Annotated in this window: 19 protein-coding genes; 9 read left to right on the forward strand and 10 right to left on the reverse strand. The window is 52.9% G+C overall.

Going from position 1 to position 19,671, the window contains the following annotated elements:
• Positions 1–30 precede the first annotated feature (30 nt).
• The 6 genes from ACMHXH_RS10185 (at position 31) to glnG (ending at position 7,730) form a co-directional block, all read left to right on the forward strand.
• A complete protein-coding gene (locus ACMHXH_RS10185; RefSeq protein WP_039034702.1) occupies positions 31–1,263 on the forward strand; it encodes a cyanate transporter in 1,233 nt (410 codons plus the stop codon).
• Positions 1,264–1,369: 106 nt separating this feature from the next.
• A complete protein-coding gene (locus ACMHXH_RS10190) occupies positions 1,370–3,349 on the forward strand; it encodes an FUSC family protein (RefSeq protein WP_319619121.1) in 1,980 nt (659 codons plus the stop codon).
• Between the two features lie 12 nt (positions 3,350–3,361).
• A complete protein-coding gene (locus ACMHXH_RS10195; protein WP_335911668.1) occupies positions 3,362–4,519 on the forward strand; it encodes an iron-containing alcohol dehydrogenase in 1,158 nt (385 codons plus the stop codon).
• Between the two features lie 71 nt (positions 4,520–4,590).
• Entirely contained in the window at positions 4,591–5,136 is a 546-nt protein-coding gene (locus ACMHXH_RS10200) for a DUF4124 domain-containing protein (protein ID WP_039034705.1), read from the forward strand.
• Between the two features lie 115 nt (positions 5,137–5,251).
• Positions 5,252–6,310: a nitrogen regulation protein NR(II) gene (gene glnL, locus ACMHXH_RS10205; RefSeq protein WP_039034706.1), complete on the forward strand. Its 1,059-nt coding sequence runs from the start codon at positions 5,252–5,254 to the stop codon at positions 6,308–6,310.
• Positions 6,311–6,326: 16 nt separating this feature from the next.
• Complete coding sequence (gene glnG, locus ACMHXH_RS10210) at positions 6,327–7,730, forward strand: nitrogen regulation protein NR(I) (protein ID WP_071476358.1); 1,404 nt, start codon at positions 6,327–6,329, stop codon at positions 7,728–7,730.
• A gap of 51 nt (positions 7,731–7,781) precedes the next feature.
• Here the strand turns inward: glnG and ACMHXH_RS10215 are convergent, their stop codons facing one another.
• The 3 genes from ACMHXH_RS10215 to ACMHXH_RS10225 are packed head-to-tail and all read right to left on the reverse strand — an operon-like array spanning position 7,782 to position 9,586.
• On the reverse strand, positions 7,782–8,114 hold the full coding sequence (locus tag ACMHXH_RS10215) for a hypothetical protein (protein ID WP_143078392.1): 333 nt from the start codon (positions 8,112–8,114) through the stop codon (positions 7,782–7,784).
• A gap of 11 nt (positions 8,115–8,125) precedes the next feature.
• On the reverse strand, positions 8,126–8,995 hold the full coding sequence (locus ACMHXH_RS10220; RefSeq protein WP_039034709.1) for a cation diffusion facilitator family transporter: 870 nt from the start codon (positions 8,993–8,995) through the stop codon (positions 8,126–8,128).
• A 45-nt stretch (positions 8,996–9,040) separates the two neighbouring features.
• Complete coding sequence (locus ACMHXH_RS10225; RefSeq protein ID WP_071476356.1) at positions 9,041–9,586, reverse strand: Spy/CpxP family protein refolding chaperone; 546 nt, start codon at positions 9,584–9,586, stop codon at positions 9,041–9,043.
• A 208-nt stretch (positions 9,587–9,794) separates the two neighbouring features.
• On the opposite strand from ACMHXH_RS10225, the gene ACMHXH_RS10230 reads away from it, so the two are divergent.
• Together ACMHXH_RS10230 and ACMHXH_RS10235 are read left to right on the forward strand one after the other, a co-directional pair.
• Positions 9,795–10,481 (forward strand): response regulator, encoded by a 687-nt coding sequence (locus ACMHXH_RS10230; protein WP_039034710.1) that lies wholly within the window; start codon positions 9,795–9,797, stop codon positions 10,479–10,481.
• Complete coding sequence (locus ACMHXH_RS10235) at positions 10,481–11,848, forward strand: ATP-binding protein (protein ID WP_039034711.1); 1,368 nt, start codon at positions 10,481–10,483, stop codon at positions 11,846–11,848. The genes ACMHXH_RS10230 and ACMHXH_RS10235 overlap by 1 nt, the downstream gene beginning before the upstream one ends.
• Before the next feature lie 271 nt (positions 11,849–12,119).
• Here ACMHXH_RS10235 and ACMHXH_RS10240 read toward each other — a convergent pair whose 3' ends face one another.
• The 4 genes from ACMHXH_RS10240 to ACMHXH_RS10255 all read right to left on the reverse strand — a co-directional run bounded on the left by ACMHXH_RS10240 (position 12,120) and on the right by ACMHXH_RS10255 (position 14,933).
• On the reverse strand, positions 12,120–13,124 hold the full coding sequence (locus ACMHXH_RS10240) for a permease (protein ID WP_335911667.1): 1,005 nt from the start codon (positions 13,122–13,124) through the stop codon (positions 12,120–12,122).
• A gap of 117 nt (positions 13,125–13,241) precedes the next feature.
• Entirely contained in the window at positions 13,242–13,496 is a 255-nt protein-coding gene (locus ACMHXH_RS10245; RefSeq protein WP_071476355.1) for a thioredoxin family protein, read from the reverse strand.
• Positions 13,497–13,560: 64 nt separating this feature from the next.
• Positions 13,561–13,851 carry an ArsR/SmtB family transcription factor gene (locus tag ACMHXH_RS10250; protein WP_039034715.1) on the reverse strand — a complete coding sequence of 97 codons (291 nt, stop codon included), beginning with the start codon at positions 13,849–13,851 and terminating at the stop codon, positions 13,561–13,563.
• A 407-nt stretch (positions 13,852–14,258) separates the two neighbouring features.
• A complete protein-coding gene (locus ACMHXH_RS10255; RefSeq protein WP_335911666.1) occupies positions 14,259–14,933 on the reverse strand; it encodes a TetR/AcrR family transcriptional regulator in 675 nt (224 codons plus the stop codon).
• 122 nt (positions 14,934–15,055) lie between these two features.
• Here ACMHXH_RS10255 and ACMHXH_RS10260 point away from each other — a divergent pair, with 122 nt between their 5' ends.
• Positions 15,056–15,928, forward strand: a complete 873-nt coding sequence (locus ACMHXH_RS10260) for a LysR family transcriptional regulator (protein WP_144361457.1) — start codon at positions 15,056–15,058, stop codon at positions 15,926–15,928.
• Positions 15,929–15,961: 33 nt separating this feature from the next.
• Here ACMHXH_RS10260 and ACMHXH_RS10265 read toward each other — a convergent pair whose 3' ends face one another.
• The 3 genes from ACMHXH_RS10265 to ACMHXH_RS10275 all read right to left on the reverse strand — a co-directional run bounded on the left by ACMHXH_RS10265 (position 15,962) and on the right by ACMHXH_RS10275 (position 19,373).
• Complete coding sequence (locus tag ACMHXH_RS10265) at positions 15,962–17,206, reverse strand: hypothetical protein (protein ID WP_233962842.1); 1,245 nt, start codon at positions 17,204–17,206, stop codon at positions 15,962–15,964.
• 266 nt (positions 17,207–17,472) lie between these two features.
• Positions 17,473–17,826, reverse strand: coding sequence for a cytochrome c3 family protein (locus tag ACMHXH_RS10270; protein ID WP_039034718.1), 354 nt, complete (start codon positions 17,824–17,826; stop codon positions 17,473–17,475).
• 26 nt (positions 17,827–17,852) lie between these two features.
• A complete protein-coding gene (locus ACMHXH_RS10275) occupies positions 17,853–19,373 on the reverse strand; it encodes a flavocytochrome c (RefSeq protein ID WP_319619119.1) in 1,521 nt (506 codons plus the stop codon).
• Positions 19,374–19,671 lie beyond the last annotated feature (298 nt).

Consider the following 19,671-nt stretch of genomic DNA (forward strand, 5'->3'; position numbering starts at 1 on the left):
ACTGAATTTAGCAAAATAAGGAAATGGACTATGAGCTCATCAAAATGGCAGCCTGTGTGGCTGATCCTGACCTTAATTATTCTCGGCCTCAACCTGCGCCCCAGTATGGCGGCCATAGGCCCACTGCTGGAGGCTATCCGGACTTCCTTGCCCCTCAGTTACAGTTCCTTGGCACTGCTGACCATGCTGCCCGTGATGACCATGGGAGTCGCTATGTTTATCGGTGCCAAGCTGGCCGCCAGACTGGGAGAGCGCCAAACCCTGCTACTGTCGCTGCTACTGATTGGCTTGGCTAACCTGGCTCGGCTCTGGGCCGGCAGCGGCCTGCAACTGCTACTGACCGCAATCATTGCCGGCTTAGGTATCGCCCTTATTCAGGCGCTGCTGCCCGGAATGATCAAGCGCAGCTATAGCCAGCATATTGAGCGTTACATGGGGATTTACGTAACCGCCATCATGGGTGGAGCGGCCCTGGCTGCTGCCATTAGCCCTTGGCTTGAGCACAGGTTTGGTCATTGGCAGTCGGCGCTGGCCTTCTGGGCTCTGTTGAGTCTGCCGGCGATGCTATTTTGGTTCTGGGGCAAACACGGCCTGCACCCCCTGGGCTTCAACAAGGCAGCAGCAAAGAAGACTTCAGGAAAACCGGGAGTTAGCCCAAGTGTGGGCATAGGCAGCTTTAGCCGCATTCCCAGGGCCTGGCTGTTGGGACTTTTCTTTGGCCTGAGCACAGCATCCTATACTTGTGTGCTCGCTTGGTTGGCGCCCTTCTTTATCGACTTGGGCTGGCAAGCCACTCAGGCAGGGCTATTGCTGGCGTTTCTGACGCTGATGGAAGTGGTCGCAGGCCTGTTGCTGCCGACGCTTGCGGCTCGCAGTCATGACAGAAGGCCACTGCTATGGCTGTTACTCCTGTCTACAATTGGCGGTTTTATCGGGCTGGCGTTGATGCCACTGGCCCTGCCCTGGTTATGGGCTGCGCTGCTGGGAATAGGCATTGGTGGCCTCTTCCCCTTGAGTCTGATTGTCACTTTGGACCATCTGGACGACTACAGTCAGGCGGGACAACTGACGGCCTTTGTTCAGGGGATAGGTTACCTGCTGGCATCCCTGTCGCCTCTGCTGGCGGGTTATCTCAAGGACAGCTCCAGCAGCTTCACGCTTTCCTGGTTGCTGCTCGCGGCTGTGTCTATGGGCATGCTGGCCATTGCCTGGCGCTTTGATCCCAAGCGCCACAGTCAGCACTTCGCCCTGTTGGCCCAGTGAATCGATTTGCCGGGTGGAAAATTGTTGACCGCCCGGCACTCAAGCAGACTCAAATGAGGTAGAATGGTGTCCCTCTTGTACCATTCTGCTGTCAAAGCAAAGTAACGTGAATCTATCCTATCTATTCCAGCGCCTGCTGCAATGGCTGCCTGATCGTGCCGATCTTCCTGAAGGCTTACGCATAGGGCTGCCCATGATGGCGGGCCTGTTGCTGTTTTCGTTTCTCGGCGACAGTGCCAGCGGCGTCAACGCCCTGATCTGTGCCTGGCTGGTCGGCGTCCAGGGACGCAACCTGGCTTATCCCAAACGAGCCGGGCTGCTGAGCAAGTCGGCACTCCTTTGCTGTATCAGCAGCGCTCTGGCCTTGCTGAGCCTGATCCATCCTTGGCTGGGGATCAGCGTACTCGGCGCCATAGGCCTGTTATATGGCCTCAGCTCAAACCAAAGAAAATACATTCAGCTGCTGACCTACAACGCCGGCTTTTGCCTGATCTGCGGCCTGCACCTGCTGGAGTCGGGTACCGACTGGAAGATGTTGTTGCTCTCCAGCCTGTTCGGCAGCTGGTTGGCAGTCATCAGCGCCGTCGTCGCCGGGCCCTGGATGGCGATACGTCAAGGCGAACAGCTGCTGGCCAGTGTGCAGCGCAAATTCGGCTTCTGGTGCAATATACTCAGCCACTCGGACGCCGCCAATGTCGGCCAGCGTCTGGCCTTGCGGGAACAGCTCGATGATGCCATCGCCGTACTGGCCCACTGGCTGCTGGAAATGCCGGATAAAGCCGAGGTGCAACACATCGCCTGGCAACTGGAGTCGAATCTTATCCTGATAGAAACTCTGGAGAGCATAGGCAGGCTGCAACAAAATGATGCCGCCAACCCGGCACTGCAGCAGTATTTGGCTAATTTTGCCAACGAACTCAAGACCCACAGGGAAAAAGGCATCAAGCCGACGCCGCCGCCCTTGGGTGACAAGCCGCAACCTCTGCTATTGGATGCCGCCAACCGCCTGGCCTTGGCGCTGGATCCCCAAAGACCGCTGGCAGCCGACTGGCGCGAGCGCCTGGAGCTTATCTGGCCTTCCGATGCCCAAAGCGTTCGCAGTCAATGGCGCAAGGCCCTGGTGAAACACTCGCGGGAATGGCACCACGGCCTGAGAATTCTGTTCACTCTGCTGTGTTGTCAGGCAGTGGTGGAACTACTGCAACTGCCGCAGGGGTATTGGGTGACGCTCACCGCCTACATAGTGCTGATGGTAGCACCGCTCGGGCAGTTGCAGGCCAGGATCTGGAGCCGCTTCTATGGCACAGTGCTCGGCTCTGTGTTGGCACTGGGGCTTATCTGGTATCTGGGCGCCGGTAGCTGGTTATTACCGGCCACCTGCCTGAGTGCCTTTCTGGCCTTTGCCACTTTTTACAAGGCCAGATACGAGATCCATGTATTCTGGCTCACCATGCTGATGGTGTTTGCCATCACCCTGTTGTTGCCAAGCGACCCCTATATCGCCTTCTACCGAGCGCTGGACACCTTTACCGGCGCCCTGATGGCATTTCTGGCGATGCATCTGTTTATTCCCAGTTGGACCCGGCGCTGGCTCGACAGCTATGTGTGCCACTTTATCGAGCTGGAACGGGCTTGGCTTGCCAGTATCAATACAGGTAAAGCCGACAACGCCCTGCGCTGGCAAGCCCATGCGGCGCTGAGGCAACTGGGGCAAGAAGTCGGCTTTTTGAAGCTCGAGCCCAACACTGGCCAGCGGGAGCTGCTGGACTGGCAGAGTTTTCTCTGGCTTGGGCTGACGCTGCACTGCACCCTGGTGTTGGTGGCACGCCAGCAGCAAAAGCCGCCGCTGCATCTGGCAGAGCAACAGTTGGCGGCCTGGCCCCAGCTGTTTCGCCAGCGCTTTTTGGCAACAGAGATGCATCAAGCCGAGTCCGGGCCAGCGCCCAATTCAACAGATGCACCTACGCAGCTGTCAGCCAAACAAGCTGAAGCGATTCCCTCTTGGGTAATGCAGGATATCGCCCATCTCTATGCTTGGCTTGACTGGCAACGTCCCTACGCTCTAGGCGGCAATACTCACGGCTGACAGGAGTTCAAGATGTACGATTTTGAATTTTACAATCCAACCCGCTTGCTCTTTGGCCGTAGCAGCCTGGAGCAGTTGGACACTCTGGTGCCCAATGATGCCAGAGTGCTCTTGCTCTACGGCGGCCAAAGCGCCAAACGCAATGGCACCCTGACCCAAGTCGGCCTAGTATTGGGTCAACGTGTCTGCGCCGAGTTCGGCGGCATTAGCCCCAACCCCGAGTACCACCAGCTGTTGCAGGCGGTAGAGCAGATAAGGCAACAAAAGCTGGACTTTATTCTCGCCATCGGCGGCGGTTCCATCATAGATGCGGGCAAGTTTATTGCCGCCGCCGTGCCCTATCAGGGAGAGCCCTGGGAGATACTGGAAACCGACGGTCGCCACATTGACCAAGCTCTGCCGCTCGGTACTGTGCTGACCCTGCCGGCCACGGGCTCAGAGATGAATAACTGCGCGGTGATCAGCAATAGCGCTCTTGGCCTCAAGCGCTCCTTTCGTCATCCCTCGGTGTTTCCCCGCTTCTCTGTGCTGGCACCACAACTGAGTTTCAGCCTGCCGCAACCACGGGTTGCCAACGGCGTGGTGGATGCCTTTGTGCACGTGACCGAGCAGTACCTGACTTACCCGGTCGACGCCAAGGTACAGGACAGGTTTGCCGAAGGCCTGCTGCTCACTCTGATAGAGGAAGGCCCCAAGGCGCTGGCAGAGCCCGAAAACTATCAGGTGCGCGCCAATATCATGTTCAGCGCCACCATGGCGCTCAACGGCCTGATCGGCGCCGGTGTTCCGCAAGACTGGTCGACCCATAAGCTGGGTCACGAACTGACGGTGCGCCACGGCCTGGATCATGCCGTGACCCTCGCCATACTGCTGCCGGCCATGCTGCGCCTGAGAAAAGCCGCCAAACACGCCAAGCTGCTGCAGTATGCCGAACGGGTCTGGCAACTCATCGACGGCAGCGAAGAACAACGCATAGATGCAGCCATAGAGCAAACCCGGCTGTTCTTTGAATCCATGGGAATCAAGACTCACCTCAGTGACTATGGCATAGGCCACGAGGCCATAACGCCGCTGCTGGAAAACCTTGAGCGCCAGGGCCTGACCCAACTGGGGGAAGACGGCCGGGTCGACCTTGAGCTGAGCCGACAGGTTTTTCAGGCCAGCCTTTAAAGGCAGTGATTTTTGCCAATAAACAGGCTAATCTGAAACAAGTTCACAACTGCATAACAAGGGAAGTCTTTATGCGTACTCTGATGATAATCAGCCTGGCACTGCTGTCGCTGGTTGCCCAGGCGACTGTCTATAAGTGGGTCGATAAAGATGGCAAGGTGCATTACAGTGATGAACCCACCCCCCAAGCCCAGGCAGTGGAATTCACCGACAAGACCCAGAATCAAATAAGCCTGGAAACGCCTAAAGCTCTGCCCGATCCCATAGAAGTGGAACAGGTCGGCTATGGGTTGAAGATACTTTCACCACAGCATGAAGAAACCATTCGCGATAACGCCGGTGATTTTCAGGTTCAGGTAGAAGTAGAGCCGGAGCTGGCATCGGGTCATTTTCTGCAACTCTACATAGATGGCATCTCCACCAGCGATGCTCAGCGCAGCAATCTCTTCCAGCTCAAGGACATCGACCGCGGCGAACACACGCTGCAACTCAAGGCGGTGCAACAAAACGGCAAAGTCCTTGCATCCAGTAGTCCCATAACCATTTTTCTGCACCAAGCCGGACTGATGCAACCCGCCTTCCCGGCTCCCGGGAAGGGCCCCAAGCCAAGTAACTAATTTTATTTCAATGAATTAGCTACTTTGCATTTCGAGTTAGTCCACAGAGTTGTTGGCTTGCGGCCTGCACCGAATTGGTGCACCATTATGGTGCAATCCTGCTATGGGAAACTCTATGGACACAAATATCCTGCTCAATCATCTGGCAACTGCCGTTCTGGTCATCGACAGTGACCTGCTCCCCAGCTATGCCAACGCCGCTGCCGAGCAGTTGCTGGGCGTCTCCCGCCACAGGTTGCAGGAGCAGGTACTGACAGAGCATCTGCATGCCATAGGGGTTGAACCCAGGGTGCTGCAAAGCGCAGTGCTGGAACGTCAGGGGCTGACGGTCAATACCGCCCAACTCATCAGCCTGGATGGCCAGCACCACACTGTAGATATGACACTAATCCCTCTGGAGCAGGGAGAACAGCTCAAGCCCTTGAGCCTGTTGGAACTCAGGCAGGTGGATCAGCAGCGGCGTATTCACCAGCAGTTGACTCTGGATGCCCAGCAGCAGGCGGCCCAATATCTGGTGCGCAACCTGGCCCATGAGATCAAAAACCCGCTGGGTGGACTGCGCGGTGCGGCGCAGCTGTTGTCCCGCGAGCTTAGCGAGCCGCAGCTCAAGGAGTTCACCACACTCATCATAGAGCAGGCCGACAGGCTGCGCGCCCTGGTAGACCGATTGCTGGGGCCACAGAAACCATCGCAGCACAAGCTGCAGAACATACATCTGGTGCTGCAAAAGGTGATCAATCTGGTGAGTGTGACCCTGCCGCAACAGATACATCTGCGTCAGGATTACGACCCATCCATTCCAGACTTGCCTATGGATGAAGATCAACTGCAACAGGCAATCCTCAACATAGTGCAAAATGCAGTACAAGCCTTGGAGCATCAGGGCGGCGATATCATGATCCGCACCCGCACCGCCCATCAGGTCACCATAGGTAACCAGAGACACAAGTTGGTGCTGGTGCTGTCAATCATAGACAACGGCCCGGGTATCGCCCCGGAACTGGTGGATACCCTGTTTTACCCCATGGTCACAGGCCGTAAGGACGGTAACGGCCTGGGGCTATCCATCGCCCACAATATTGCCAGGCTCCACGGCGGCCGTATCGACTGCGATTCGGCCCCGGGGCACACAGAGTTCAGCCTGACATTACCGATCAACAACCACAGCGGCTAACAAGAGAGGAAACAATATGAGTGAACAGGTTTGGATCCTCGATGATGACAGTTCAATTCGTTGGGTGCTGGAACGGGCACTGCAAGGCGCCAAACTCAGCTGCGCCAGCTTTGCCGCCGCCGAGTCACTGTGGCAGGCGCTGGAAATCTCCCAGCCCAAGGTCATAGTCTCGGATATCCGCATGCCGGGGACCGATGGCCTGACCCTGCTGGAACGTATCGGCCTGCATTATCCCCATATCCCGGTGATCATAATGACGGCCCATTCAGATCTCGACAGTGCCGTCAGCGCCTATCAAGCCGGGGCGTTCGAGTATCTGCCCAAGCCCTTCGACATAGATGAGGCGATTGCCCTGGTGGAGCGGGCGCTCAACCATGCCACAGAGCAGGCTCCTGCAGCGGCCGAGCCTCAGGTCAAGGCACCGGAGATCATCGGCGAAGCCCCCGCAATGCAGGAGGTGTTTCGCGCCATAGGCCGTTTGTCGCGCTCATCGATCAGTGTGCTGATCAACGGCCAGTCCGGTACGGGTAAAGAGTTGGTTGCCGGGGCACTGCACAAACACAGCCCACGCAGAGACAAACCCTTTATCGCCCTCAATATGGCGGCCATCCCCAAGGAGCTGATCGAATCCGAGCTGTTCGGCCACGAAAAAGGCGCCTTCACCGGCGCCGCCAGTGTGCGTCAGGGGCGGTTTGAACAGGCCAATGGCGGCACTCTGTTTCTCGATGAAATAGGCGATATGCCACTGGACGTACAGACCCGGCTGTTGCGGGTACTGGCCGATGGCCAATTCTATCGGGTCGGCGGCCACTCCCCGGTGCAGGTCGATGTCAGGATTATTGCCGCAACCCATCAGGACCTGGAACAACTGGTACTCAAGGGGGGCTTTCGGGAAGACTTGTTCCACCGCCTGAACGTGATTCGAGTTCATCTGCCACCGCTGTCGCAGCGGCGGGAAGATATTCCGCAGTTGGCACGCCATTTCCTGGCCAGTGCCGCCAAAGAGATAGGGGTAGAGGCCAAAATACTCACCCCGGAAACCGCTGCCAAGCTGCAGCAACTACCCTGGCCCGGCAACGTGCGCCAGTTGGAAAACACCTGCCGCTGGTTGACCGTGATGGCTTCAGGCCAGGAAATTATCCCTCAGGATCTGCCGCCTGAGCTGTTCAAGGAGCCCAAGGCAACTCAAGGCAGTGCAAACCCGTCCCAGGATTGGCAAAACGCCCTCAAATTGTGGCTGGATATGCGCCTGTCACAGGGCGAGAGCGATCTGCTGACCGAAATCCAACCCGCGTTTGAGCGCATCTTGCTGGAAACCGCGCTGGAGCATACCCAGGGCCACAAACAGGAAGCCGCCAAACGCCTGGGATGGGGCCGCAACACCCTGACCCGCAAGCTCAAAGAACTGGCGATGGACTGAAACCTCATAAAGATGGGAATATGGCCCAAACAAGCCCAAGGGTGAAGGTTATTAAGAGAGGATTTTGGCGCCCAGACGCAGGGCCGCCAAAATCAGGGAATAGCCCCAACGGATCAGCCCCCTGCGTCTGCGATCAGGCAAGAGTGGCCAACTGGAACCATCGGCTGCAATCAACTCGGCGCGCCAAAGCGGTAAAGAGATGATCTCCAGTCGGTAGTCTTGACCATTCAAGACTATGGTTTGCCGTCTTGGCAAACCATAGAGGCGCCGACAAAAACACTGTTGCCCCTGCCATTCAAGTTCCAGACGACTGCTTAATGGATAATACCGACAGTGCAGCTCACCCCCTTCGAGATTCAACCTCTGTTGTTGCATCCATGCCATGACAGTGCCCGCTACACAGGATCCTGGTGAATAATCACCTCGGCATGGTCAAAGTCGGCGCGGATCCGCTCGCCTGTGGCCACGGCAATATCGTGGGCCTGTTGCAGGCTCAGCTCTTTGTCCAACTCCAGATGCAGTTGAATAAAGGTGGTCTTGCCCGCCTGACGGGTACGCAGGTCATGAATGCCACGCACTTGAGTATCCTGCTCGGCCAATTGCCGAATGCGCAGCCGGGTTTCATCATCCAGCTCCCTATCGAGCAAGGCCTGAATCGAGCGATACCCCAGCGACCAGGCCTGTTGACCTATGTAGAGGGCGATCAATACCGCGAACAGGCCATCGGCCCACCACCAGCCATATTGCGCCAAGACCAGCGCCAACAGCACGGCGCCATTGAGAAACAGATCTGACTTATAGTGCAGGGCATCGGCTTCGACCACTGTGCTCTTGGTGGCCGCCAAGGCCCGTTTTTGCAGTAATACCAAAGCCAAGGTCAGCACCATGGCGATAATGGATACCACAATACCTAGAGTGGCATGGGTCAAAGGCATGGGATTGACCAGGCGCTCGCCGCCGTGAAACAGCAGCAGGAATGCCGTCCCCATAATAAAGGCCGATTGCGCCAAAGATGCCAGAGGCTCAGCCTTGCCGTGACCATACCTGTGCTCCTGATCGGCAGGGACCAGGGCATAGCGAATGGCAATAAAGTTAACTATGGATGCCAGGGCATCGGCAAAGGAGTCGGTCAGGGAAGCCAACATACTGGCAGACCCGGACCAGAGCCAGGCAGCCAGTTTTATCAGGATCAGGGTAATCGCGGTCGCCACTGCGGCGCGGCTCGCCAATTTAACCCAAAACTCGTAGCGGGAAGTCGGTGTCATTCAAGGGCTCAGCGGTCGGGAGTCACTGAGCCCATAGTAGCAGATTTAATTTGCCGCTGGCCCGAAACAATCACCACAACGGTAAGGACCTTCTTTGAATTTCGCTTGCTGTTCAGGTGTCAGCAAATTATAAATTTGATTGTGTAACTTCATGCGCTCCAACATATGTTGTTCACGCACTTGCTGACGCTGCTCGATAATCTTTTTGGCCTTGGCTTCATCGAAGTTGCCTGAGGTCATCAGTGCCTGCATTTCGGCTCTGTGTGCTGCTCGGGTTTCCTTGTCAGGACGTGACATGCTGCTTCTGTGTTGTTCCATCAACGCCTGGATCTCTGTTTTCTGGGCGTCGGTCAGATCCAGACCTCGCAGGCCATACATGCCAAAATGGCCCTTGTCACCTTTCATGTGGTGGTGATAGCCGCGCTCACCCTTCATGTGATGGTAGCCACGCTCGCCCTTCATGTGGTGATAACCACGGTCGCCGTCACGGTGCGGACAATCGCCGTAGCCGTCACCGGCTTGTACCGCACCAGCCATCAGAGTGGTGCCGGCGATCAGGGCCAGCAAGCTTGCTTTGATTGAAGTCTTCATATGGATATCCTCGTTCTCGGTCGGGAAGTATTTGACGTCTTCCAGTCTAGTCCTCTATGTGTAAGTGTGGGTTCAAACTGAGTAAAGCACTGTAAAGCTTGGTTATCCGGGTTGAAGATCCGTATCTTTACCCAGACTTACACAGCTAAACCGCAGTTGACTCAAAAGCGGGTATACTCGGCAGAGAGAAATTGTGTGAGGCGTATAAATGAGCCGGATTTTATTGATAGACGATGACCTGGGCCTGGCAGAACTCTTGGGGCAATTGCTGGAGCTGGAAGGCTTTGAGCTGACACTGGCCCATGATGGTCAGAGCGGCCTGGAACTGGCGATTGCCAATGATTACGACCTGATCCTATTGGATGTGATGCTGCCCAAGCTCAACGGCTTCGAAGTGCTCAGGGAGCTGCGTGGCAAGAAACAAACCCCTGTGCTTATGCTTACCGCCCGCGGTGATGAGATAGACAGAGTGGTTGGCCTGGAGATAGGCGCAGACGACTATCTGCCCAAGCCTTTCAATGACAGGGAACTGGTTGCCAGGATCCGCGCCATCATACGCCGTGCCAATATCACCCCGCAGGACATTCCCCAGAGCGGTATTCAAACCATAGGCGATCTCAGCCTGGACTCTGCCCGTCAGGAAGCCTATTGCAATGAACAGTTACTGCTGCTGACCGGTACTGAGTTCAGCCTGCTCTATACCCTGGCCAATCAGGCCGGCGAACTGATCAGCAAAGATGAGCTGAGCGAAACCGTGCTGGGCAAAAAGTTGATGCCCTTTGATCGCAGCCTGGACATGCACCTTTCCAACCTACGCAAGAAACTGCCGGAACGCAGCGACGGTCGCCCCAGGGTCAAGACCATACGTGGCAAAGGTTATATCTGGATCCCCTGATGAAATCATTTTCCCTGCCCAATCGCCTCTTTATCAAACTGCTGCTGGGCTTTTGGCTCTGCAGCAGCCTGATCATTCTTGCTGTTGGCATGCTGCCGCTGCTGCAGCAAAACCATGACAGGGCCCCAATGCCGCCTAAACTGCGGGAGGTCTTGTCTCAGGTCGCCGATGAGCTGCAACAGGAACCGGCCAAGTTGAATGGCCGCTTTCTGCACCATTGGGAGCGCAGACGCAGCATGGAAGGCAAGCCAATTCGCATCTATCTGGTCAATGAGCAGGGACAGATAATCAACACTCACAGAGTGTCCAAAGGCATGCGCCGCTTTATGTTGATGGCGGAGGAAGCCAACGCGCCAATTTCACACCAGTTTCGCGATGAACTGATATTCGGCCCATTCGATTTTAAGGTTAACGGCACTCCCTATGCCCTTTATGGCCGGTTGCCGGATCACCACCCCATGCCCTGGTTCTTTTTCTTTATTGAACACAAGTTATTGACATTGTCGCTGGCGATTCTGCTTTCAGGATTGCTCTGTGGTTTGTTGGCCTGGCACTTGGGCAAGCCGCTGCGTTCGTTGAAACAAAGCGCCAACGCCCTGGCGCTGGGACAATTGAACAGCCGGGTCGACGATGCCACTGCCGGACGCCACGACGAAATCGGCGAACTGGCCCAGGCCTTTAACAGCATGGCAGCCGCCATCGAAACCATGGTCAATAATCAGCAGCGACTGATAAGCGACATCTCCCATGAGCTGCGAACTCCGTTGACCAGACTGCAATTGGCACTGGCTCTGGCACGCAAGAAGGGTATGGCCGGAGATGAAGCCGAACGTATCGCCTACGAGGCCGACCAACTGGAAAAAATGATTGCCGAGCTGCTGGAACTTTCCCGGGTGAAACTCAAGGCACAGGACAACAAACTGAAAGTAGGCTTGGCTGAATCACTGAGCCAGGTACTGGACGATGCCGAATTTGAAGCCGAACAGCAACAAAAAGAGCTCTGCATCCTGATACCGGAAGAACTGGAGTTGCCCATCTACCCAAGACCGCTGTCGCGGGCGATTGAAAACCTGCTGCGCAACGCCATTCGCTACTGCCATGCCCAGGTAAATATCTGCGCCGAGACCAAGGGGCCATGGGTAGAGATAAGCATTACTGACGACGGCCCGGGTATTGAGGAATCTGAGTTGGAGGCTATTTTCAAGCCCTTCTATCGACCGCATTCAGCCAGGGAAAGAGAGAGTGGCGGTTGGGGGCTGGGGCTGGCCATTGCCGATGCCGCAGTGCAAGCCCACGGTGGCCATATTCTGGCAAGCAATCGCGCCCAAGGTGGGCTCGAGGTCGTCATCCATTTGCCACACGCCTGAGCCCCTCGGGCTCACCTTCCAAAGAGGATTGGCGGCATACATTGTGCTCAATCATGTTGATATGTGACTGCATAACCATTAAACATCTATCTCTGCAGATACTGATTATTAGGGAGGCCAAAAATACGAGGGGCTGGCCCATAATCGCCCCTGAAAAGCCAGTCGCAACACTTCCTCGCTAGGTGAAGCACTGCGCCCCCGCTAAAGCATCTCTTCTGAAAGAGATGGCACAAAGCACAGCGTTACTTTAGTCAATATTTTAATATTGGAGCTAGACCAACATAGGACCAATTGCGTTGAAAACCCACCCTATAAGGGTGAATGACATCAGTAAAATCGTAAAAACAATCGCTAACAAGCGCCATTGCATCACCTGCTTAAGCAAGATAAATTCGGGGAAACTGGCGGCAACCGTGGCCATACAAAAAGCCAATGTTGTCCCTATAGGAAGACCATTGATGATGAGGCTTTCCATAATAGGAATAACCCCAGTCGCATTGGAATAAAGCGGAATACCTATTAACACAGCAACAGGCACAGACCACCATTGACCATCACCCAAGTGAGTTTCAATCCAACCATCCGGAACAAACCCATGAAGTGCCGCGCCAAGCCCAACGCCGATAATGACCCATTTCCATACCCGAGAAAAAATCGCTTTGGTTTCACTTTTGGCAAATTGATGTCGTTCCGATAAAGTCATCAGTGGGGCCGATGCTTCTTGTTGATTATTAGATACACCCGCCTGTAATTTCCCTCTTTCAAACGCCTTGGCTGCAAAGGACTGTAGCCAACGCTCAGCACGAACAGCATCCAGGAAAGCCCCTGCAAGTATACCCACAGACAGACCTACACCTACATAAATCATCGTAAACTTCCACCCCAATAAGCTTACCAACAGCAGAATGGCGACCTCATTAATTAAGGGTGAAGTAATAAGAAATGCCATAGTGATGCCGACAGGAATGCCTGCGGAGGTGAAACCTAGAAACACCGGAATACTTGAACAAGAGCAAAAGGGGGTCACCGCACCAAAACTTGCTCCCAGAAAATAACCGACAAAACGATTTTTACCCGCTAAATAATCCCGAACACGTTCAACATTAAGTGAGGCTCTCACCAAGGCGATGACATAAATCATCAGGATCAACAGCGCGAAAATCTTAGTGGTATCTTCAATAAAAAAGTGTATTGCGTCAGCCAGCTTGGTCTCTGGAGGAATGCCTAACAATCCAAAAGTTATCCAAATCGCCAGGTCAGAAAAGAGGTGCATCATGATTTACCACCATTGAGCTGTGGCTACATTATTAGGAAAGGTGTCGCGAGGACTTATTCGCACCTTCCTTAGATGGAAAGCCGGAGAAGAAGCCGCTTATTCCGGCTTGGCTATGCTCTACACTGAAGATTCAATGTGTGCCAGCATTAACGCCTTGATCTCCGCTGGACTGGCAAGACGACCTGTCAACTTAACTTGTTCATCTATAACCAAAGCCGGAGTCGACATCACACCGTACTCCATAATTTCTTCGACATCTGTAACTTTAACTAGCTGATAATCAAGCTCTAAAGAATCCGCCACAGCAGAACAAGTTTCAGCCAGCTTTTGGCATTTAGTACAGCCAGACCCTAACACTTTGATTTTAAACATAACACCACCTATCATTTGGTTATTTAGCCAAATGATAGGTAAGAAACCACTTCGGGAATGCGATCTACTTCTGAATTTGGTGATCCTGTAAACAATCAATACAATTGAGTGAATGAAGCAAACACGGCATAGCTAGATGATAGAAGATCTGCTTCCCACGCTTTTCCATACCGACAATGCCCCTAGTACGAAGTATGGATAGATGCTTGGAAACCGTTGAAAAATCAACATCAAGTGCCTCTACAAATTCACATACACATTTTTCGCCATCAGCAAGTTGTTCAACTATCCATAGACGCGTTGGATGTCCCAAGGCCTTGAAAATATCGGCTTTAGTTTTGGTTAGTTGTTCCACAAATTCTCTTCCACAACACAGAACACATTGTGTGCCATAGTGAATCGATAAACTCACTTTTTAGCAAGGGAGTTATGAAATAAAACACGTCATTGCCAATAAAAAACCAGGGGACAGGGGCAATCCAAGCACCATAAGACGAACTGGCGCTAGCCCTGGCACGCCAAAAGGGGATGGTCGGAGATGAGCAAAAGGAACTTAACTTCCTGATACCGGAAGAGCTGGAACAGTCCATAGCCCCAAAGCTTGAGTCGCTGACGATTGAAAATCTGCTGCGCAACGCCATTCGCTACTGCCATGCCCAGGTAAATAACTGCGCCGAGGCCAAGGGGTCATGGGTAGAAATAAGCCTTACTAACAACGGCCATATTCAGACCAGCAATCGTATCCAAGGTGGATCGAGGTCGTCATCCATTTACCACACGCCTGAGACCTTCAGGCTCATCTTCAAGCCGGGGTTGGCGGCTTAGCCAGGCGGCAAACTGTTGTTTGGAGGGACTGCGCTTATCTGAGTGCCCCATCAGATGGATCAGCGCATAACTGAACTGGTAATAGAGCTGCGGGTCGTCGTGGGCCTTGCAGGCATCGTCGGTATTGATCATGGCGCCACGCAGATAACTCATCACCAGCTCGACCCGATCGAATCCTGGCACCTCTCCCACAGCGGAAATAGTCTTGGCATTCCACTGCATATATTCATCGAAACGTCTTTCACAGCCATGCCGATAAAACTCGGTCGCCAATAGCAACAGGGCTTGATTTGGCATTATCCGCTCAATGACAAATTTATTTGTCGACAATACTTCATAGAGCCGCTGACAATGATGAAATATAAACCTTTCCAGAGGGTCTTTATATTGTATTTCATCCTGTTTGGCCTGCTTGAGCCAATACTCATATTCACTGCAAGCCACTGCCACCATGAGATCGGTTTCTGTAGTGAAATGATTATATACAGTGCCTTTGGATATTTGACTGGCTTCAACAAGATGAGAACGACATAAACCGAAAGTCTTCTGTCCTCTTAAACAACGTTGCGCCACTTCAACCAAAAAGTTTCCTCGTCGTTCCCATTTTCCCATTGGCCACTCCTGAGCAAAGCTTAAATACAAACTCTCCCAACTTCACAATAAAATAGTAACAAGCTTTATGCGACTGCGATATTGAGTAATACTGATACCATTATGAGTCACGCCAATAGCCAATGTTAAAAATAGAATTGCTCGAGAGTTTTATTGCTGTGGCCGAATGCGGCAATTTATCCAAGGCTGCAGAAAAAGTCTGCCGCACCCCGTCAGCATTAAGCTTACAGATCAAAAAGCTGGAAGAAAGTGTCGGCCAACCCTTGTTGCTCCGAGACAATCGAGGCGTAGTGCTGACCGAATCCGGCAATACCCTGCTCAACTACGCCTATAAGATGATGCAACTCAACACCCAAGCCTTGGATGAGCTGAAAGACTGCCAGAATCGCGAAGTGATTCGCCTCGGCGTTCCCACTGATTATATTACCTATTATCTGGACAACTGCCTGCTGGAGTTTGTTCGTGAGTTCACCTGTATTGAGTTGGTCATAGACACAGATGTCAGCGGCAATCTGTATAAGCGGTTGCATCAAGGGGAATTCGACCTGATAGTGGCGACCCATTGGCAGCCTCCGGTGCAGGGAGAGCTCCTGTTCGAACGGCGTTTTCATTGGGTTGCCGCCAAGAACGGCAGTGCCCATAAACGGGAAACGATTCCCATGGCACTTTACCCGGAAAACTGCCCCATCAGAGCTCAGGTGTTTGCCAACCACCAACTGTCAATGCGACCCATTAATGTGCTGCTTTCCACCCCCTCTCCCCAAGCCTTGTGCATGGCGGTTGAAAATGATTTAAGCATAGCTCCGATTGCCGAATTCAGGATCAACGACAAGATGCAGATCCTCGATCCCATAGAGCATGATCTCCCTCCCTTGCCCGTGTTCAATGAATCTCTCTATCTCAATCCGAAGAGCCAGACTGAAGCCTGCAATCAACTCATCGCCCTGTTGAAGGCCAATCTCAAAAAACAGAAACACGACCGTAGAATAAGATGAAAGCCGGCTAATGCCGGCTTTCATCTTGATTAACTACCACTTGAGCTTACTCAGATCGCACTGAATGGTTTCGCCCTTTTTGGCCGGCGTACCCGGCTGCTGCGCTGATTCACACAAGAGTGTTGTACCATAGTCATTGCGTTTGTCGTGGGCATTGCTTCTGGCCCAAACCGAGACTATCGCTCTCTCTTCCGGCTTGGCTTCGCAGCTACCATCAACATCGAAGGCATGGATGGTGTTCTGGTGAAAATACAACAGGGGATCGCGTTCGCTGCTGCCGGAAAGCCACATAGCATCGACATTGGGTTGCCCGGCATCGAAGCGGACCCGGCGCATCTTGTCATTCTCTTTTACAGTTTCCAACAAAGGTGAATCGGCTTTGATTGCCAGGCTCTTGAACTGATTGGTGCAAGCCGGCAGCCTCATGTTGTAGTACATTTCAGAAATGGCATGGTTGTGAAACGGGTAAAGAGTATCGACCGACTGTACTGTCATACCTACTTCGGCGCCGACTTTCTCACCATTGATGCTGTCAATTCTCAGTAGTCCCCAGTGACCGAAGATCTCTGCATAAGCATAACCGCCACGAACATTATTGTAGTTCTTGTCATTGCGCTTGCTTTCTTCGGCATACATGGGGAACCAACCGGCAGCGGCCCACAGGTTGGGCAAGGCGTTGGCGCTGATGTCATAGGGGAAAGCCGATGGCATCTTCACCTCATCACCTGTGACCATTTTATAGAAGTTATCAGTAAAGATTTTTCCCTGCTTTTGCACCTGTTTATTGGTGACTTTCTGCTTGAAGAATTCATTAAAGCTCATGCGTTTCGCCCACTGAGCCACGGGGGATTTTTGCTCCAGTTCCCCACCTGGGCTGTAGATCCAATTGACATCACGGCGAGCCCCGAAACAAGTTTTGGCACTTTGGGGATTGTGCAATACCTGATAGATATTTTTCACCATCAGCTGCATATCGCGGCGATCCATTACGCAGAACTTTTGCCCGCCGACACTGGTGTCGTAAATAGCCTCATCCGAGTTCAGGCAATGAGCTTGCTCGCCATTGGTAAGCGCCTGGGCAAAGCCATTTAAATAACGCAAGGTTTCATCCCAGAGAATATCGACATACTTTTGATCTTGTTTGGAATACTCTGGCGTTTCACCCAAACAAACAAAACTTGCATTTTCAATATCAGCCAGGGCCAAAAAATCCGGTAATTTTTCCGCCATCGCTGTATTGGAAATCAGCAATGAAATTAATATTAGTTTCTTATTCATCACCTGGAACCTCAATTATATTTAGAGTAAATATCAGGCAAAGCATATACTTGGAATCCATTCCAAAAATGTTGTCTGAACACAGGCAACAAAAAAGATAACAGAATGAAAAAGAGTTGTGAGCCAGCAAACAAAAAAGGCCCACTTGTGATCAAGTGAGCCTATCATAGAATTAAAACAGCCATTGCAGGGACTGTTTTAATCAAAGATATTTACGGGTCACGCTGCCGGTGGAGGAAACTTGAGGCAGCATATAACCCCTTTCATTATTCCTTATGTTTATCGTATTTAAAGGTATGGCAATTACTGCACAGAGGTTTTTTAGGCTGGTGTTCACCATGACACTCAACACAAGGCAGATCTTTACCATAATGCAAGTTGTCATGAGGATTTTGCCATCTTTCCTCACCACTGCGGGCTGTCTTTTTTGCCAGCTCATCGACATCGTGGCACTTAAGGCAGGCACCATCTGAAGGGTACTGCTTAAGCCCTTGGTCGTGACATACCTTGCAATCCTTGCCTATCACTGCCTTATGATAATCGCGCTGCTGAACGGCATGAACCGATACCGAAGTTAGCCCTGCCAACAGCAGTGCCCATACTAAGTTTGCTTTCTTCATTATTGAGTCCTCTCTCACCGTTCAATTCAGGCTTGCATCATGCTGCGGGCCGCAGTCATACCCATCACCATACATTCGGGGATAGAGCAGCTTCCCAGGCGGCTAACGCCGTGGATGCCGCCACACACTTCCCCTGCGGCATAGAGTCCGGCAACCGGCTTACCTGTGAGGCTGTCTTTGACTTCAGCCTTGGTGTTCACCTGGACTCCGCCCTGGCAGTAGTGCACCTTGGGCCACAGACGCACCACAGTGAAAGGCGCTTCAATATACTTATCTTTTGCCTTGGTCATGTTCTTGCCAAACTGCTTGTCTTCACCGCTCTTGACGTAGCGGTTGTACTCTTCGATTTGTGCCTTAAGCGGTTTCAAAGGCACCTCAAAGTGTTTGGCCAGAGCCTCCAGTGAGTCAAACTTCCAACCCACATTGTATTTGAGCACCTTGGCGGTATTGGGGTGCTGTTTGGAGTCCTTGTAGCTGGTGATCAAGATAGGTGGCAGCGGATTGCCCTTCTCGTCGCGACAGGCCAACTCGGCATCGGCTCGGGTCTTGCGGTCGGCAATTTCATTCATAAAGCGCTTACCTGTCATGCGGTTAATCGCTATTGAATGAGGGAAGTTGAAGATGGAATAGTTGGAGACATAACCAAAACCGCCCTCATCGGGGGAGGCCCAGGGCCCGGACTGAATATGTGCCAGATGCACAGGCACAGCGCCGAGACGGAACATCTCCAACATACCTTCACCTGTGGCGCCGGGAGTATTGGTACAACCCACTTCATGGGTCAGAGTCGGATCCTGCGCCATTCGCAGGCCAATATTCTGGGCAAAGCCACCGGTTGCCATCAAGACACCGCGCTTGGACTTGATATACACCAACTTGCCAGAGTCCTCTTCGCCGAAGTAATAACCCTGACGCATCTTCACCCCTTCGATGCGACCATCCTTGCCGAGGACAAAGCCCTCAAACTTGGAGCGGTTATGGGTCTTGACTCCTATCCGCTGGCACTCTTTATACAAAGGCTGGGTAATACCTGCACCGCAACTGACCGCGGTTTGATAAGTACGGGCAACCGAGTGCCCCCCCAATTGTTGCAGGTAAGGATGGTATTCGGCGCCGGCATCCAGGGTCATCTGCAAGGCTTCCACCGCGTGTGAAGCCACATGACGCAGCAGTTCCTCATCGGCGATACCCCTGCCCGATTTCAACTGATCGGCAACCATCTGTTCTACTGAGTCCTTGACACCTTCCTGTTGCTGCATAGGTGTACCCGGCGCGGCGAACAAGCCACCGTTAATAGCAGAGTTACCACCGAAATAAGGCATTTTTTCAAAGATATGCACATCTTTGGCGCCTTTGCGGGTCGCCTCAATGGCCGCTGCCAAACCGGCGAACCCTGAACCGATAATCAGCACTTCAACTTCTTTATCCCAAATCACATCCGTGGCTTTTTCCGATACAGCCAATACGGGAGCAGCCACGGCAACTCCGGCAGCGGCGCCAACGCCCTTAATAAAGTTACGGCGTCCCAGCAGATCTACTTTGCTCATCTGTCATCACCTTTTTCGTTTTAATCGACACTGGCATCTTAGGGGTGGAATCAATTCCAAAACGGGAGTTAAGCGTCAGTTGCTTTTTAAACAAAAGGGCAACATTTAAAAATGACATCTGGCTTGGGTTTTAACTGTAAAGCCGGACAAGTGACATTCTTTGGAACGGTTTCCAAACTTCGCCGCAGCCCACAAGACAGGCATGAAATCAGGGGGGAAATGAGAGCGACTGATAAACCGCTATGACTTTGGCTCTTTCTCAAGCTCAAAAACTAATCTAAGGCAAAGTTAGCCAAGC

Source organism: Shewanella sp. BJSY2023SW001, assembly GCF_047314685.1.
In the GTDB taxonomy this organism is placed as follows: domain Bacteria; phylum Pseudomonadota; class Gammaproteobacteria; order Enterobacterales; family Shewanellaceae; genus Shewanella; species Shewanella indica.